This is a genomic window from Nonomuraea sp. B19D2 (genome assembly GCF_040137845.1).
Taxonomy (GTDB): domain Bacteria; phylum Actinomycetota; class Actinomycetes; order Streptosporangiales; family Streptosporangiaceae; genus Nonomuraea.
Genome location: NZ_JBEFAK010000019.1, coordinates 143,922 through 159,162, shown reverse-complemented (window position 1 = coordinate 159,162; position 15,241 = coordinate 143,922). Strand labels below are relative to the sequence as shown.

The 15,241-nt window shown below is 68.0% G+C and carries 17 protein-coding genes; 13 read left to right on the top strand and 4 right to left on the bottom strand.

Annotated features, from left to right (window positions below; genetic code table 11):
- Positions 1-7: 7 nt before the first annotated feature.
- Positions 8-661, bottom strand: a complete 654-nt coding sequence (locus ABN273_RS31545) for an MIP/aquaporin family protein (RefSeq protein ID WP_349452695.1) — start codon at positions 659-661, stop codon at positions 8-10.
- Positions 662-1,327: 666 nt separating this feature from the next.
- On the opposite strand from ABN273_RS31545, the gene ABN273_RS31540 reads away from it, so the two are divergent.
- The gene (locus tag ABN273_RS31540) at positions 1,328-1,699 is read left to right on the top strand and encodes a TetR-like C-terminal domain-containing protein (RefSeq protein WP_349452741.1); all 372 of its coding nucleotides are present in this window, start codon (positions 1,328-1,330) and stop codon (positions 1,697-1,699) included.
- 164 nt (positions 1,700-1,863) lie between these two features.
- Here ABN273_RS31540 and nhaA read toward each other — a convergent pair whose 3' ends face one another.
- On the bottom strand, positions 1,864-3,180 hold the full coding sequence (gene nhaA / locus ABN273_RS31535; protein ID WP_349452694.1) for a Na+/H+ antiporter NhaA: 1,317 nt from the start codon (positions 3,178-3,180) through the stop codon (positions 1,864-1,866).
- Positions 3,181-3,934: 754 nt separating this feature from the next.
- Positions 3,935-4,435, bottom strand: a complete 501-nt coding sequence (locus tag ABN273_RS31530; protein ID WP_349452692.1) for an ArsI/CadI family heavy metal resistance metalloenzyme — start codon at positions 4,433-4,435, stop codon at positions 3,935-3,937.
- Positions 4,436-4,518: 83 nt separating this feature from the next.
- Between ABN273_RS31530 and ABN273_RS31525 the strand changes: the two genes are divergently transcribed.
- The 6 genes from ABN273_RS31525 to arsM all read left to right on the top strand — a co-directional run bounded on the left by ABN273_RS31525 (position 4,519) and on the right by arsM (position 7,791).
- Positions 4,519-4,902: an ArsR/SmtB family transcription factor gene (locus ABN273_RS31525; RefSeq protein ID WP_349452691.1), complete on the top strand. Its 384-nt coding sequence runs from the start codon at positions 4,519-4,521 to the stop codon at positions 4,900-4,902.
- Positions 4,899-5,636 carry an aquaporin gene (locus ABN273_RS31520; protein WP_349452690.1) on the top strand — a complete coding sequence of 246 codons (738 nt, stop codon included), beginning with the start codon at positions 4,899-4,901 and terminating at the stop codon, positions 5,634-5,636. Before ABN273_RS31525 ends, ABN273_RS31520 begins: the two co-directional genes overlap by 4 nt.
- A gap of 9 nt (positions 5,637-5,645) precedes the next feature.
- Positions 5,646-6,074 carry an arsenate reductase ArsC gene (locus ABN273_RS31515; protein ID WP_349452689.1) on the top strand — a complete coding sequence of 143 codons (429 nt, stop codon included), beginning with the start codon at positions 5,646-5,648 and terminating at the stop codon, positions 6,072-6,074.
- Complete coding sequence (locus ABN273_RS31510; protein ID WP_349452688.1) at positions 6,071-6,610, top strand: GNAT family N-acetyltransferase; 540 nt, start codon at positions 6,071-6,073, stop codon at positions 6,608-6,610. Before ABN273_RS31515 ends, ABN273_RS31510 begins: the two co-directional genes overlap by 4 nt.
- A gap of 76 nt (positions 6,611-6,686) precedes the next feature.
- Positions 6,687-7,046 (top strand): ArsR/SmtB family transcription factor, encoded by a 360-nt coding sequence (locus tag ABN273_RS31505; protein WP_349452687.1) that lies wholly within the window; start codon positions 6,687-6,689, stop codon positions 7,044-7,046.
- Positions 7,039-7,791 (top strand): arsenite methyltransferase, encoded by a 753-nt coding sequence (arsM, locus tag ABN273_RS31500; protein WP_349452686.1) that lies wholly within the window; start codon positions 7,039-7,041, stop codon positions 7,789-7,791. Before ABN273_RS31505 ends, arsM begins: the two co-directional genes overlap by 8 nt.
- Before the next feature lie 77 nt (positions 7,792-7,868).
- Here the strand turns inward: arsM and ABN273_RS31495 are convergent, their stop codons facing one another.
- The gene (locus ABN273_RS31495) at positions 7,869-8,369 is read right to left on the bottom strand and encodes a glycosyltransferase (RefSeq protein WP_349452685.1); all 501 of its coding nucleotides are present in this window, start codon (positions 8,367-8,369) and stop codon (positions 7,869-7,871) included.
- Between the two features lie 862 nt (positions 8,370-9,231).
- Here ABN273_RS31495 and ABN273_RS31490 point away from each other — a divergent pair.
- From ABN273_RS31490 to ABN273_RS31465, 6 genes are all read left to right on the top strand, one after another.
- On the top strand, positions 9,232-9,957 hold the full coding sequence (locus ABN273_RS31490) for a hypothetical protein (RefSeq protein WP_349452684.1): 726 nt from the start codon (positions 9,232-9,234) through the stop codon (positions 9,955-9,957).
- 757 nt (positions 9,958-10,714) lie between these two features.
- Positions 10,715-11,140 carry a hypothetical protein gene (locus ABN273_RS31485; RefSeq protein WP_349452683.1) on the top strand — a complete coding sequence of 142 codons (426 nt, stop codon included), beginning with the start codon at positions 10,715-10,717 and terminating at the stop codon, positions 11,138-11,140.
- 6 nt (positions 11,141-11,146) lie between these two features.
- On the top strand, positions 11,147-11,440 hold the full coding sequence (locus ABN273_RS31480) for a DUF8033 domain-containing protein (protein WP_349452682.1): 294 nt from the start codon (positions 11,147-11,149) through the stop codon (positions 11,438-11,440).
- Between the two features lie 149 nt (positions 11,441-11,589).
- Positions 11,590-12,639, top strand: a complete 1,050-nt coding sequence (locus ABN273_RS31475; RefSeq protein ID WP_349452681.1) for a DUF4192 domain-containing protein — start codon at positions 11,590-11,592, stop codon at positions 12,637-12,639.
- The gene (locus ABN273_RS31470; RefSeq protein WP_349452680.1) at positions 12,639-14,102 is read left to right on the top strand and encodes a YifB family Mg chelatase-like AAA ATPase; all 1,464 of its coding nucleotides are present in this window, start codon (positions 12,639-12,641) and stop codon (positions 14,100-14,102) included. The genes ABN273_RS31475 and ABN273_RS31470 overlap by 1 nt, the downstream gene beginning before the upstream one ends.
- A 77-nt stretch (positions 14,103-14,179) precedes the next feature.
- Positions 14,180-15,217 carry a DUF932 domain-containing protein gene (locus tag ABN273_RS31465; RefSeq protein ID WP_349452679.1) on the top strand — a complete coding sequence of 346 codons (1,038 nt, stop codon included), beginning with the start codon at positions 14,180-14,182 and terminating at the stop codon, positions 15,215-15,217.
- Positions 15,218-15,241 lie beyond the last annotated feature (24 nt).

Sequence of the window (15,241 nt, the reverse complement as noted above, 5' to 3'; positions counted from 1 at the left end):
GGGGTGGTCAGGTTGCGGAGGGTTCCAGCGGGGCGCGTTCCTTGGGGTTGAGCGCGAGGAAGGCCACCCCGGCCAGGGCGCCGCCCGCCAGGTCGGCCAGGAGCCAGATCCAGATCTTGGACCAGGCGAACAGGCCCATCCAGGCGGCGCCGACGGCGACGGCCGGGTTGAAGGCGCCGCCGGAGATGCCGCCGACCGCGAACGCGCCGGCGGCCACGGTGAATCCGATGGCCAGGCCGTAGAAGCTGTTGCCCGGGTGGTCCCGGCTGGTGGCGGCGTTGAGGACCACGTACGCGAGCGCGAAGGTGAACAGCGCCTCGGCCAGCAGCGCGACCCCCAGCTCCCGCCCTGAGGGCGAAAGCGCCGGCACGCTGCCGGGATTGACGATGTAGGAAGCGGTGAGCGCGGCGATGACGCCTCCGGCCAGCTGAGCGATCCAGTACGGGACCGCGTCGGCCAGGCTGATCCGGCCGCGGAGCAGCACGGCCAAGGTCACGGCGGGGTTGTAGTGGGCGCCGGAGATGTGTCCTCCGGCGTACACCATGACCATCAAGATCGCGCCGATGGCCACGGGCGCCAGGGGTGTCTTCGTCAAGACCGTGGCGCCGATCGTGAGGACCAGGAAGAACGTGCCGATGAACTCCGTGATGTAGCGGCGCATGGACTGTCCTTTCCGCTTGTAGACCGAGACCGATCACGCTCCGCGGCAGCGCATCCAGAGCGTGCCATGATCCTCGGACTGAGGAGATTGCGGGCTTCTTACGGACGTTTACGGCTCTTTACGGCTCGCCGAATCGAAATGAGGGCCCTTGCCGGATGGCCCCGGTATCCGCTAGTGGTGCGCGCGCTCGATTCCGCCGCAGACGCTGACCGGCATGAAGGCCGACGGCACGAACGTTCAGGCGAGAGGCGGTGCCTTCCAGCAGCCCGGTGGCGCTTCAGGACCACCACCTGGGCGTGTCCGGGAGAACACCGCACGAGCATGTGCTCGGTCGTGCGGGTTTGGCTGTCGCCGTCATTGGGTTGTAAGAAGTGACGCAGAGCAGCGCTTCTAGGGTGGATGGCATGTTCTCAGGACGAACGGCGGCCGCCTCGGCGGCACTTGCCCTGCTGGCGGTCGGGTGCGGCGGCGCAGGGCAGGGCGAGGCGGCGGGTGGCACCACGTCTGCCTCTGCGACCTCCACCATGACCTCCTCGTTGGCGGCGTCCCGGCCGGCCTCCGGGGCGCCCGAGCCGACAGCGTCGGCTCGGGAGACGGCGAGCAACCGTTCCGTGTCCGCTACGCTGGAGTTCTCCGCTCGGACGGTCGCCCGCCGACGTCTACGCCCTGCCACCGCAGGCCATCGTCGAGCACATCCTTCCCGCGGCGGCCGAGATGGCCGCGAGCCCCGACTTCCGCGCGCTGGTCGCCCGCATCATGGGCTCCGCCGTGAGCCATCCCGCGCTGATGGCCGTCTACTGGAGGCACTACATCCTGCCCCGCCGCGAGCTGGCCGCCGCGATGCTCCGGCGCGCCCAGCAGGACGGCACGGTGGCACCCGACGCCGACCTTGACGTCCTGATCGACATGATGGCCGGAGCGGTGACCTACCGCGTGCTGCAGCCGGATCCGCCGGACGCCGCCGAGATGCTGCGCTACCTCACCGCCGTCTACCGCCAGGCCGGCCTGTATCCACCCGCCCAGCAGACGCACGCATGACAGCGATTCCAGGATCATGACAGCCTTGCAGCACTTGCGGGGCGAGGATTCGGCCACCACCGGTGCCTGGAAACGCTGGAGACCGGCGTGCTGGCCCGGGCGGGGTTGTTGACGGGGCGATTTCCCCCTGTTCACCTGCAGCCAGGGTGCCGCAGGCACAGGAACTAGGGCTGCCGGTAGAGGTCGGGGACCCCGTCGTGGTCGGAATCAGCGGTCTCGGACTGGTGGATGCGCCGGTAGAGGCGGGCGCGCAGCCGAAGAATCACCGTGGCCAGCAAGGCCGCGGCCAGGGAACCGGCCAGTACCGCGATCTTGACCCGTGCGTCAGTCTCGCCCATGCCGAACGCCAGTTCGCCGATCAGCAGCGACACGGTGAACCCGATGCCGGCCAGGACGGCCAGCCCGGCCAAGTCGATCCAGGCCAGCCCTTCGTCCAAGGTGGCGCGGGTGAAGCGGGCCACCAGCCAGGTGGCGGCCAGGATACCGACCGGCTTGCCGACCAGCAGCCCCGCCACGATGCCCATCGCCACAGGGTCGCTCAGCGCGTCGGCCAGCCCGCTGAGGCCGCCGAGGCCGACCCCGGCGGAGAAGAACGCGAACACAGGCACGGCCACACCGGCGGACAGCGGCCGGAACCGGTGCTCGAAGTGCTCGGCCAGCCCCCGCCCGTCCGCTGGCCCTTCCGCCGTGTCCCTGCCGCCCGGCGGTGTCCGCGACAGCACCGGGACGGTCAAAGCCAGCAACACGCCGGCCACGGTGGCGTGCACCCCTGAGGCGTGCACCAGCGCCCAACAGGCGAACGCCAGCGGCAGCAGCAGCCACCACGCACGCGTTCCTCGCCGCACCAGTACGGCGAAGACCGCCAGCGGCACCATAGCTGCCAGCAGTGGGAGCACCGCCAGGTGGGAGGTGTAGAAGGTGGCGATGATGATGATGGCGATCAGGTCGTCCACCACCGCCAGGGTGAGCAGGAACGTGCGCAGCGCGTCCGGCAGGGAGCGGCCGATCACCGCGAGCACCGCGAGCGCGAAGGCGATGTCGGTGGCCGTCGGGATCGCCCACCCTCTGGCCCCCGCTCCGCCGGCGACAGCTAGATACACCAGTGCGGGCACCGTCACGCCGCCGACCGCCGCGGCCACCGGCACCACGGCCCGGCGCAGGTCACGCAGGTCGCCGGCGACGAACTCCCGCTTGAGCTCCAGACCGGCCACGAAGAAGAAGATGGCCAGCAGCCCGTCCGCGGCCCAGGTGGCCAGGTCGAGGTTCAGGTGCAGCGCGGCGGGGCCGACCTCGATCGTGCGCAGGTCCAGGTAGGTCTGTGCCCACGGCGAGTTGGCCCAGATCAGCGCGCCGAGCGCGGCGGCCAGCAGCAGCGCCCCACCAATGGTTTCCTTGCGCAGGATGTCGGCGATGCGGCGCGCTTCGGGCCACGTGCTCCGGTTGAACAGGCGGGGAGCGCGTGTGACGGTGTTGCCGGGCATGGAACTCCGCCCTTTCGGCAGGGGTCGGGTCGCTCACTTGCCGACCAGACTTCCCGGCACACCTGTCAATATCGTATCAGGACACGCAAACGCGACATAACGGATTAGGCTCCGCGCGGACCCGCTCCCATGGCCGACCCACGAAGCCCACCGCCGACCGAAGCCGGCCATTTTGAGGGTGATGCTCCACCTTGTCGCTCTCCTTGCACTGGGAGCGGCCCTCCCAGCCATGGCAGGCGATCATCTGTAGTCGGGGCCGGACGGCTGGCCGCGCGGCTCGGCCTGCGGAGGGGGAGATGAGGAACTGGCGGCGCCCGATCTGGTCGGCGCAATAGCGCCGCTAGTGGGTCCCGGCCCGCTCGAGTCGCATGACGTGGTGGCGGCCCGGAGGACCCGCTACCCTGAAGACGGCCGAACCGGTGCGGCTCAGAGTGGAGATGGCACAGACGTTCGCCAGCCCGGACAGCGTCCTGGCCGGCGCGCTGTGCTTGTAGCAATGCCTCCGAACTCGCCGCCCCGAACACGGTGATGATCCAGATCGTGCTGCGCGATCCGGCGTGGCAGCGGCGGCTCACCCTGACCGATCGGCGAGCCCTGCCGGCCCCGTTCCGGACCCGCCTGAACCTGTATGCGCTTCGCACTCGACATGAGCCGCCATCTGGAGTTGGAAGCCGCCGCTGTCAGTCCGCCGGTGGCCTGCGCGACTTGGGCACGTTCACTGCAAGCCTGTGCGCGCACCGCCGGGCGGGAGCCTTCAGCAGCAGGTCGACGTCCGGGCCTGCCCGGTGCCCTGGGTGTGCTCGACCAGGTTCTGCTCTTCGGCCGTTGCTTCGTCCGCCGCCCCCGCCGTGACGCAGCAGACCGAGTTGGTTTCCTTGGTCAGGGTGTCGGCGTCGGCCTTGACCACGTACACCTCCCATGGCTCGGAGCCCGGGCCATGCACCCAGACCTTGTCCTGGAGGGCGTAGCAGCAGGAGGTGTCGTTCTCCTCGAAGGTGGCCAGTCCGGCGTCCTTGAGCCGCTGCGTGGCGGCGTTGACCTGGGCCGTGTCCTCGACCTCGACGCCGAGATGGTCCATGCGGGTCGGCTTCTCTTTCTCGCCCTCGATGAGCACCAACTTGAGCGGGGGTTCGGCGATCGCGAAGTTGGCGTAGCCGGGGCGGCGCTTGGCCGGTTCGGTGCCGAACAGCTTGGAGTAGAAGGTGATCGAGCTCTCCAGGTCGGCGACACGGAGGGCGAGCTGGACGCGAGACATGACGATCTCCCATCGTTGTTTCGACAGATGTCTAAGTAGTGCCGAGTTTGCGCCTCTGCTTAGGAATCTGTCAAATTAGAGATATGTCGAAACAGGAGCTGCCAGTGCTCGCCTCCGAGTGCTGCACACCGCTGATCGCGGAGCCGATCGCTGAAGACGAGGCCGCCGAGATGGCCCGCGTGTTCAAGGCACTCGGCGACCCGATCCGGTTGCGGCTGCTGTCCCTGATCGGCGCGCATGAAAGCGGCCGCCAGGTTGGTGACGGGGTGTGCGTGTGCGAGTTGACCGGTGCCTTCGCGGTGACGGCGCCGACGATCTCGCATCATCTGAAAGTGCTGCGTGAGGCCGGTCTGATCGACAGCCAGCGGCGCGGCACCTGGGTCTACTACTGGATCATCCCGGCCACGCTCAAGCGCCTGACCAGTGTTCTGGCCCTGCCCGAGACGCTTGTCACGGACGCGCGGTGAACCTGGCACGCCGGGCGCTTGCAGAGTTCGCCGGCACCGCCGCTCTGGTGGCCGTGGTGGTGGGCTCCGGCATCATGGCAACCGATCTTTCGCGTGACGTCGGCGTGCAACTGCTGGCCAACAGTCTGGCCACGGCGGCGGGCCTGGCGGTGCTCATCTTGATCCTCGGACCCGTGTCCGGCGCGCACTTCAATCCGGTCGTCTCGGTGGCGGCCTGGGTCCTCACCCGACGCGACGCTGCCCCGGCGATGCGCGGACGGGAGGTGGCGGCCTACGTGCCCGCCCAGGTCGCCGGTGCCGTTGCGGGGGCCGTCCTGGCGAATGCCATGTTCGCGCTCCCGTCCGTTCAGATCTCGGCTCATGACCGGTCGGCCCCTCACCTGCTGCTGGGTGAGGTGGTGGCCACCGCGGGGCTCATCCTGGTCGTCTTCGCGTTGGCCCGGCAAGGCCGCGCCGCGCTCGCCCCGGTCACGGTCGGTGGCTACATCGGTGCCGCCTATTGGTTCACCAGCAGTACGAGCTTCGCCAACCCTGCCGTCACCCTGGGGCGGGCCTTCACCGACACCTTCGCCGGGATCGCCCCTGCTTCGGTGCCCGGTTTCATCGTCGCCCAACTGGCCGGGGCCGCGCTCGGCGGCCTGCTGCTGGTCGTGCTCTACCCGAACAACCCGCAGCCCGGTGCGGAGCCCGTCCCTGGCTCCGCCTACCAGGCCGCCGCCGATCAGCCTCGTTAGGAGAAGGCCGTGTCCGATCAGATCGATGCGCCGCCGCAGGTGTTGTTCGTGTGCGTGCACAACGCGGGCCGCTCCCAGATGGCCGCCGCCTTCCTGACCCACCTGGCCGGCGATCGGGTACGCGTGCGTTCGGCCGGTTCCGCGCCCGCCGATCAGGTGAACCCGGCCGTGGTGGCGGCGATGGCAGAGCGTGGCATCGACATCTCCGCCGAGATCCCCAAGATGCTCACCGTCGATGCTCTACAGGCCAGCGACGTCGTGATCACCATGGGTTGCGGCGACGCCTGCCCCATCTTCCCCGGCAAACGCTACGAGGACTGGGTGCTGGACGACCCGGCCGGGCAAGGCGTCCAAGCCGTACGCCCGATCCGGGACGCGATCGAGGCTCGCGTGCGTGCGCTGATCTCTGACCTCACCCCCACTTCCGCAGACAGGTGAGCGTCACCACGAACCCGGACGGGACGGCCAACGGGCCACTCATCGAGTCCATGCGTGCCGCCCATGCCGATCAGGTGCTGGCCGTCTACCAGCTCGGCATCGACGAAGGCCAGGCCACCTTCGAGACCACCGCCCCGACCTGGGGTCAGTTCGACGCGTCCAAGCTGCCCGACCACCGCTATGTCGCCCTGGGCACCCTCGACGGCACGCCCGGCCGGGTACTCGGCTGGATCGCCGCGTCGGCCGTCTCGGCCCGCAGCGCCTACGCCGGGGTGGTCGAGCATTCGGTCTACGTGCACCCCGGTGCCCGCCGCCGTGGCGTCGGCCTGGCACTGCTGCGGGCACTGATCGCCTCCACCGAGGCCGCAGGCATCTGGACGATCCAGTCCGGCATCTTCCCCGAGAACATCGCCAGTCTGGCCCTGCACGCACGCGCCGGGTTTCGGGTGATCGGCACCCGTGAACGCATCGGCCGCCACCACGGGATCTGGCGGGACGTCGTCCTGATCGAGCGCCGCAGCCCCACGGTGATGTGAACTCTCGGCCGGAGGCCGGCCGCTCTCATCCTGGAGGCTTTCCGGACCGCCTTTCATCGTCTATCGTCGATTAACGATGAATGGAGAGAAAGGCCCGCTTGATCGGCCGACCGCAGCCATGTACGCCTCGTGGTTCAAGGCCCTGGCCGACGCCACCCGCGTGCAGATCGTCTCGCTGCTGGCCCGCCGTGGCGTGCCGATGAGCGTGGGCGAAATCGTCGAAGCTGTGGACGTGGGCCAGTCCACCGTCTCAGCGCACCTCAAGACCCTTTCAGAGGTGCGGTTCGTGCTGGTCGAGCGCGTCGGCACCTCGGCGTTCTACCGGATCAACACCGCGTGTGTGGAGTGCTTCCCCAGCGCCGCCGATCTCGTCATGGGCCGCCCTGCTCCCGCACCGCCCACCTGTACCCCCGCGTCAGGAGACACCGATGAGTGAACCCACCGATCGGCGTGAGGCCACCGTTCAGCGCTACTCCGGGCTGGCCCAACTGGCGGTGTCCGGCGGCACGCCACTGGACTGCGAGGCCGGCGCTTTCACCGACGGCTGCTTCGGCGCCGCCGCCTACGCCGACAGTGACGCACCCGATGTGCCGGAAGCGGCCCTGCGCGCCAGCCTCGGCTGTGGCAACCCGCTCGCCGTCGCCGACCTTCACCCCGGCGAAACGGTGCTGGACCTTGGCTCCGGCGGCGGCCTGGACGTACTGCTGTCCGCCCGCCGCGTCGGCCCCACCGGCCGCGCCTACGGCCTCGACGCCAGCCCCGACATGCTCGCCCTGGCCAGGGCCAACGCCGAACAGGCCGGAGCGAAGAACGTCGAGTTCCTGCATGGCCACATCGAGGACATCCCGCTGCCGGAGGCCGCTGTGGACGTCGTCATCTCCAATTGCGTCATCAATCTGTCCACGGACAAACCCGCCGTGCTGGCCGAAGCCTTCCGCGTCCTGACACCCGGAGGACGCCTGGGTATCAGCGACGTCATCGCCGACGACGGCTTGGACCCCGACCAGCGGGCCGCCGCCGAACAACACGTCGGCTGCGCCAACGGCACCCTCACCGCCCGCGAGTACCGCCAGCTACTGCAGGCCGCGGGATTCACTGACATCCAGATCACCCCGACCGCTGACGCGGACGACGGCCTGCGTTCGGCCATCATTGAAGCCGCCAAACCGGGCACCGTTTAGGGCTGCGGCGACCGGCACTCCGCATCCTCGGGCAGCAGGATAATTCGGGCGGCGCGCTAGCAGACGGCCAGCGAGGCTCACGACAGCCTCTCCAGGATCTTGACCGCGCGCCCGGTGCCGTCTTCTGCGCGGATGCGGTCCCCGAGGTTCTCGGCCGCGGCCATCATGGCTGAATCGGTGGTGACCTGGCTGATGGCAGCGGCGAGCGCGTCCGAGGTGAGGCGGCGCTGGGGTTGCGGCGATGGGGCGACGCCGGCGGCGTGCATGCGGGCCGCCCAGAACGGCTGGTCGGCGACGAACGGGCAGACGGCCTGAGGCCGTCCGGCGGCCAGTGCCGCGCCGGTGGTGCCGCTTCGTCCGTGGTGGATGATCGCGGCCATCCGCGGGAACAGCCAGTCATGCGGGGCCTGATCGAGCAGCAGCACATTGTCGGGTGGGTCGTCGAGCCGCATACCGCCCCAGCCGGACACCAACACCGCGCGTACCCCGGCCAGCCGGATCGCCTCGGCTACGAGCCGGCCAACCCGCGGGGTCGCTGCCGGCCATGCTGCCCCACCCGACGTATAACGGCGCCTCACCAGCGCTCAGGAACGCAGCTAGCTCCGGCGACGGCGTCCAATCGGGCGGGCCGGACAGGAACCAGAAGCTGGTGGTGTGCACCCCACGCGGGTAGTCCAACCCGTCCGGCAGCACCTGGCCGCTGAAGGCCTGCAGCACGGTGGTGGGATGCCCGTCCGGGCGGCGCAGGATGTAGTGTCGGCCGCGCCGTCGTGGCAATTGCAGCCGCCTGCGCAGGTCGTTGGCTATCCCGCCAAAGGAACGCAGCATCAGCTTGATCTGTAGGTAGGAGGCCCGGTTCAGCGTATTGGGCAGCGGAAGCATTTGGGTTGCGGAAAACCGCAAGATCATGCGCATGCCTCGATGCGGGTGAGCGACCATGCTGCGCAATTGGGCATCCCGATAGACGTCCGGATACCCACACGAATTACCCTCCCAATTAATTGGTAGGGGTTTGCATCACAAGACTCCAAGCCCCGGTGCGTGTCCCACGCCCGCGAGTCACCCCGACTCACGCTGGCGTGCCACCTCCATAGAAGTACAGTCCAAGCCGAAGCGACATTATTCGATTTATCAAAATTCATAAAGAATCGTCAATCAAACAGGGCTATCCTCCAGCAAATATGAGGCAGTTTTAATGTCCGCGATCATATCCACTGCCATCATTGGTCACCTAAAGCCAATTCATCTAACCGATTGATTTGATCTCTACTTTGAGTTTTAATTGAATTGGTCAAAAGGTGAGGCGCCCGCGCTAAGTCGGGTGCGAGTGATCGGAGAGCGGTCATGTCGAAAAACGGAATCGGAAAGCATGTCCCGGCGAACGTTCCCGGCGGAAGTCTGACGCCGGAGGACATGGCGCGCGTCACGCCAGAAGACTGGGTGGAAATCCGCAAGCTGGCACGCGGCTACTGCCGTACGGTCGACGCCACACGGTCCCGCAAGCGTATGGACGGAAGCGCCACGATCGTCAAGGGCGGCCACGCCCCTTACGGCACCGATGACGTCTCTGACGACGTCAATCAGGACGCCGTGCTGCTGTTCGCGCAACGGCTCCGCGACGTACTCCACAAGTGCCAGAGGGCACCCGAGAGTGGTACGACCGCCGAAACTCAGGCGTGGATATACGTACGTCGCGACGGTACGGAGATGACCGTCACGCGGACCACGCTCCGACGTTGGGCTGTCCGTGACGCCGCAGCTCGCAACGGTTACCGAGTAGACGTTCCCCCAGCCGAGATAGACGCGACTCCAGGCGCTCAGTTCATGCGCGGACTGCCACATGCCGAGAACGTGACGCGCGCGGCGGTCGCCTTCTCCACTGCCCAGCACAGCGCCGCGATCTTCCGTCAGGCATTCGGGGACGGGCGGGAGTTCCCTGTTCTGAGGGAGATCATCGCCAGGGCGGAGCAGGCGGAGGACCTGGGGCGTGCGGGCATCCTGGCCACTGTCGCCCAGGAGCGGGAGGGTGGCGTCTACGGCTCTCGCCGTGCCGTCATCCGCGTCCGGGACGCCGCCCGCGCGGAACTCAGGGAGCTCTCAGAGCGGCTTGACGATGCGCGAGACGCCATGGTCTACACAGGTAGCCAGCCACCCGCGAACGACTGACACAACAGCACACAAAGGGCTCCGGTTTCTGTTCCGGAGCCCTTCTCGTTTGCCGAATAAATGTCTTGATGGCGGACGGTTGAGACGCCTTCCGCGCCGTATTTAAGTGATGGCCGAGCTTACCTGAACATGGAAAGGAAATTCTCGTTCAAAGGCAGTGTCGGCCGGATCGGGAAATCTGATCACGAGCCTTCCGGTATCCGAAAATCTTGCAAGCGTGCGGACGGTTGAGCCACGGTTGCCACCGTATTTAAGTGGTGCCAGTAGGGAAGCTTGCGCGACGGTATCGCCCCACTTGAGAGCCTGGGTGTTCCTCCCTGGATGATGGCTTGGGTCTTTCTTCTGGCGCCTTGTCTTCTCTTCCTTGAGATCCGTCCCGGGGGTACGGCAGGACTGCCCGGGCGGTTCCGCATGCCCGTTAGGAGGTCGCCCATGGAAGTTACCCCTGCCGAGCAACTTTTCGTGGTGGTGCTGTGCCCACGGCTCGCGCCGATGGCGCACGGGCCGCGGTGTTCATTCCGGCATCTGTTCCTGCCCCCTGGGCCTGGCCAGGAGGAGGATTGGAGCGGAACGGTAACCGATCTCGATCAAATTCGTGAGCGCTTTCCCGGGGTGCTCTTTCACGCATGCCTGCGGGATGCGCTCCAGTACGGCATCCGCCGGGCCAACGCCATCGTGGCGGGACCAGAACCACCCTCACCCTTGCCTCCGGTCCCGCCGGGCGAGAGTGAGCGTCGATCGCGAGGAGGTCACCCTTATGGCCGTACTTGACGGCATCGCCCTGCCCACACGCTGGCAGATCACTTCCCGGCTGCTGGCCGGATGGCCGATCGATGCCAGTCACCTGCTCGAACTGTGGCCACACAGCCGCACTGACGACGGGCGAATCCGGTGGCTGTATCGGCTGTCGCGCCACAACACGACGATCTTCTCTGCCACCGACATCAGCTCGCCCGTCGGGGTCGTACTGTCCGCCGACACACTGATCAAGTCCGCCACCACCGTGCTCAGCTATCTGACGCTGCGACCAGGCGACACCGACGCCGACTATTTCGACGCCTACACACCTGCACAGCTTGCCTGGCGTGACTGCTACGCCGAGGAACTGTCGCTGTACGCGCTGGAGGACCTGTGCGGCTACTGCGGCGCAGATCACCTCTCCCCCGGCTGCGATAAGAGGTGAGCGCCCATGCCGCCTGCCTCCCGCCGGTCCCGCTTCCCCGGCCTGCGACTCGCCCAGCGCGCCGCGTTCACCACCAACGGCGGGCTGTCAGCGATGTACTCGCCCCCAGCCGAGACCGGTTGTCTTTCATCCGACTGGGTGGAGCGCTACCGGGCTGATGAGCCGCGCATCGTGTACGTGGTGCTGTCGTATGCCACCCCCATCGCCTGGATCCGCGACGACGGGGAAGTGGTCATCCCCGCGTGCCGGTACTCCCTGACCACCACCCGCCATCAGCGGCTCTGCCGAATCTGGCTTTAACGCCCCCCGGCGCGGCCCCATCGGGTCGCACGCCAGGAACATCGATCCGCCACGCCGCCATGTCATCGCGCCGTGCGGCCCATTGTCCGGACCGTGCGGCGCGCTTCGCCTTTCCGCCCCCTGTCTCCCATCTCTGGAGGTGTCCTGCCGTGACCGAAACCGTACGCCTGTCGCACCCCGTCGATTACCTCGCCATCGTCCCGTACCTGCTCGGCTACCATCCGGCACTCAGCCTGGTCATCCTCGCCTTCCATGATCAGGCGTTGGTCAACGCGATGCGTCACGACCTTCCCGACAACCCGGACGAGGCCCACGACCTGATCGCGACCAGCCTGAATGTCCTGGCCCATCACCGGACCGACGAGGCCGCCATTATCGGCTACGGCTCTCCCGATCAGATCATCCCTCTGCTGGACGATCTGCAGGGGGCGCTCGCCTCCACTGGTATTCAGATCAGGCAAGTGCTGCGCTGCGCAGACGGCCGCTACTGGTCCTACCCGGAGGATGGAACTGAAGGCGGCACCCCGTACGACCTCACCACCAGCGCTGCGGCGGCCAGCGCGGTCATGGCGGGTCTGTCCGCGTGGCCAGACCGCGACGCCTTCGCCGCTACCTTGGCCCCAGTGGGTGGCCTGGATCGCCAGGCCGTGCAGCAGGCCACGCGCGCCGCCCGCAAGCGCGCTGCCAGGCTGCTGCGCACCGCCACGCCCCGGTACTGGTATGACGAGGGACTGCACCAGGTCCACGAAGCGTTCGCACGCAGCGCCGCTGATCAGCCGATCACACCGGAGCAGGTGGCCTGGCTGGGCGTGCTGCTCACGTCGAAAGCGGTCCGCGACATCGCGATGACGCGGCTCGGTACCAACACAGCATCGGCCCACATCAAGTTGTGGGGCGAGATCACCCGCCGGGCCGAACCGGGCTACGTCGCCGCTCCAGCCACACTGCTCGCCTTCGCCGCCTACAGCAGCGGTGTGGGCACTCTGGCGCGCATCGCGCTCGACCGTGCCCTGTCCGATGACCCGCGCTACAGCATGGCCGCTCTGCTGGAGCATGCCCTCGATCACGGCATGCCGCCATCAGTGATCGACAAGGCGAACATCGCTGGCATGGCTGAGGAGATCGAGGCCCAGATCGAGCGCTGTCCTCAGGCAGTGCGGCCGCGTCTGCCGGAGCCGGTTGAGGGCGGTGGCCGGTGATGGCCTTCGCCGCGGCCTCCTCTGCCATAGTGATAGGCCTGTCCGGGCACCCCGTCCGCATCGAGGCCCGCCTTTCACCAGGCGGGCACGGCTTTCACCTCACCGGCCTGCCGGACACCACGGCAGCCGGGATCCGAGACCGGGTCCGCGCCGCGATCGTGAACAGCGGCTATGACTGGCCACCGGAGCGGATCACGGTCACCGTGCTCCCCTCCGGCATACCCGCGTACAGCTCCGCCCTGGATGTGGCCATCGCGGTAGCCATCCTGGCCGGCAGTGGCAAGATCCCTCTCAAACGGCTGTCGCACACCGCGTTCCTGGGGGAACTCGGCCTGGACGGTGCCATCCGGCAGATTCGTGGCCTGTCCTGCGCCATGCGGACCCTGGTCACCTCCGGCATCCGGAGCATCGCCATCCCGCGCGGCCACGCCAGCCAGGAGATCCGCTGTGCCGTCATCGCGGCAGGGTCATTGACCGAACTGGTGGATCGGCTCAACAGTGACGCACCGGCCCCAGCGCCGACACCGTCAGACTCGACGCGGGGGCCAGCGCTCGATCTGACGGACCTGCCAGGCAACCACGCCGCGCGTCATGCCCTGGAAGTGTGCGCGGCTGGCGGGCATCATCTCCTGCTGATCGGAGACGGCCCGGCCACGATGCTGGCCGAACGTCTGCCCGGCATCCTGCCCCCGCTCGATGACGCCAGCCTCGCCGAGGTGGCCGAGATCTACGCGCTGACCGAGACCCCGCGGCGAAGGCGACGGCCGCCGCTGTGTGCACCGCACTACACCAACACCGCCGCCGCGATCTTCGGCCGCCATGCCGCCGGGCGGTTCCGTCCTGGAGCTGTGTCACTCGCGCATGCCGGAGTGCTGTTCCTGGACCAGGCGCCCGAATACGCCCGCAGCGTGCTGGACGGTCTCCGTATGCCGCTCGAGACCGGCGAGATCGTGCTCGCCAGTTGGCAGGGTGTGATGTCCGTGCCTGCCCGTTTCCAACTGCTGCTAGCCAGTTCACCCTGCGCCTGCAGCGGCGCAAACACGTGTCGATGCGGTCCGGTGGAGCGGCATCGCTACCTCAACCGCCTCGCGGGCCTGCGCGAGCGGATCGAGATCATCGCGCCCATCGACCCTATCGACTGCAACGCCCAGCCGGGCGAGCCGAGCAGCACGGTCGCCGATCGGGTGGCCGCAGCCCGTGCCCGCGCAGCCCACCGGCTGGCGGGCACGCCCTGGCGGACCAACGCTCAGATCCCGCCCTCGGAACTGCGCACCAGCCACCGCCTCGACGCCGACGCCCTCGACCCGCTCGAAAGCCACCTACACGCTGGTGCGCTGACACCCAGCACCCTGACCCGGATACTGCGCCTGGCGTGGACCCTGGCCGATCTACGCGCCGCCCACCGCCCCACCCGCGACGACACCCAGCACGCCCTGCGTCTCTGGCACGGCGAGCCCGCCTGACCCGCACCGACCGCGCCCCGGGCCACCTACCGAGCCCGGGGCGCCTTCAGCATGCCCAAACACAAACGGAGGTCTTCATGTCCCGCGAGAGCCTGACCTGGCTTAACCAGAACACGCTTATCGGCTTCACCGCCAAGCGCGGCACAGCCTGGCACTACCGCGCCGGTCACCAGGGTGACGAACCCAACCACTACCCCGGTCCCATCCCCGTCGCCGACGTCAAACGCCGCCTCTTCCACTGGCAGCCGGTTGAAGGCACCGTAGAGACCAGCTACCTGACCGAGGATGGCGTCACGCGGTTGACCGACCCCACCCGCAAGACGATCATCCGCCCCGACACCGGTCAGATCCTGGGAATCTTCAAACAGGGCTTCCAAATCCACGAATACAACCGCTGGCTCGTCCACCACATCGAAACGATCCTGGACGATGACCTGGCCATCGGCTCGGCCGGGCTGCTCCGCAGCGGCGCACTGGCCTGGGTCCAGGTCGAGCTCCCCGACACCTGCACCACTCCAGAGGGCGTGGCCTTCCGCCCGTTCCTGTCCGCGGCCACCTCTCTGGACGGCTCGCTGTCCTCGACCTACCAGACCGGTGCCCAACTGATCGTCTGCGACAACACCCTGTCCGCAGCCCTGGCCTCTGCCAACGCCAGGCGCGTAAAGATCAAGCACTCCCGCAAAAGCCTGGCCCGCATCGTCGACGTCCGCGACGCCCTCGGGATCATCCACCAGGCCGCGGACAACTTCGCCGCCGAAGTGCAGCAACTCTGCCGGGTCGAGGTGTCCGACAGCCACTGGCGCGCCTTCCTGGACCAGCACGTCCCGATCCCGCAAGAGCGTGGCAGAGGCCGCACCCTGGCCGAAACCAAGCGCCTCGCCCTGACCCGCCTGTGGACGCAGGACGAACGCGTCGCCCGCTGGGGCGGCACCGCCTTCGGTGTCCTGCAGGCCGTCAACACCTACACCCACCATGGCCAGACCGTCCGCGGCGCCGTACGCGCCGAACGCAACATGCACCGCATGGTCACCGGCGACGTCGACGACCTCGACCTGACCACCGTGCAGACCCTGGAGAAAGTGCTCAACCGCTCCATCCTGCGCACCTCTGCCTGACCTTCTGCCCAGCTGCGTGGCGCC

What these genes read in the sequence shown, in the direction of transcription:
- ABN273_RS31545 (WP_349452695.1), bottom strand. Translation starts at nt 661, where the DNA reads ATGCGCCGCTACATCACGGAGTTCATCGGCACGTTCTTCCTGGTCCTC.
- nhaA (WP_349452694.1), bottom strand. Translation starts at nt 3,180, where the DNA reads ATGCCCGGCAACACCGTCACACGCGCTCCCCGCCTGTTCAACCGGAGC.
- ABN273_RS31530 (WP_349452692.1), bottom strand. Translation starts at nt 4,435, where the DNA reads ATGTCTCGCGTCCAGCTCGCCCTCCGTGTCGCCGACCTGGAGAGCTCG.
- ABN273_RS31525 (WP_349452691.1), top strand. Translation starts at nt 4,519, where the DNA reads ATGTCGAAACAGGAGCTGCCAGTGCTCGCCTCCGAGTGCTGCACACCG.
- ABN273_RS31505 (WP_349452687.1), top strand. Translation starts at nt 6,687, where the DNA reads ATGAATGGAGAGAAAGGCCCGCTTGATCGGCCGACCGCAGCCATGTAC.
- arsM (WP_349452686.1), top strand. Translation starts at nt 7,039, where the DNA reads ATGAGTGAACCCACCGATCGGCGTGAGGCCACCGTTCAGCGCTACTCC.
- ABN273_RS31485 (WP_349452683.1), top strand. Translation starts at nt 10,715, where the DNA reads ATGGCCGTACTTGACGGCATCGCCCTGCCCACACGCTGGCAGATCACT.
- ABN273_RS31480 (WP_349452682.1), top strand. Translation starts at nt 11,147, where the DNA reads ATGCCGCCTGCCTCCCGCCGGTCCCGCTTCCCCGGCCTGCGACTCGCC.
- ABN273_RS31470 (WP_349452680.1), top strand. Translation starts at nt 12,639, where the DNA reads ATGGCCTTCGCCGCGGCCTCCTCTGCCATAGTGATAGGCCTGTCCGGG.
- ABN273_RS31465 (WP_349452679.1), top strand. Translation starts at nt 14,180, where the DNA reads ATGTCCCGCGAGAGCCTGACCTGGCTTAACCAGAACACGCTTATCGGC.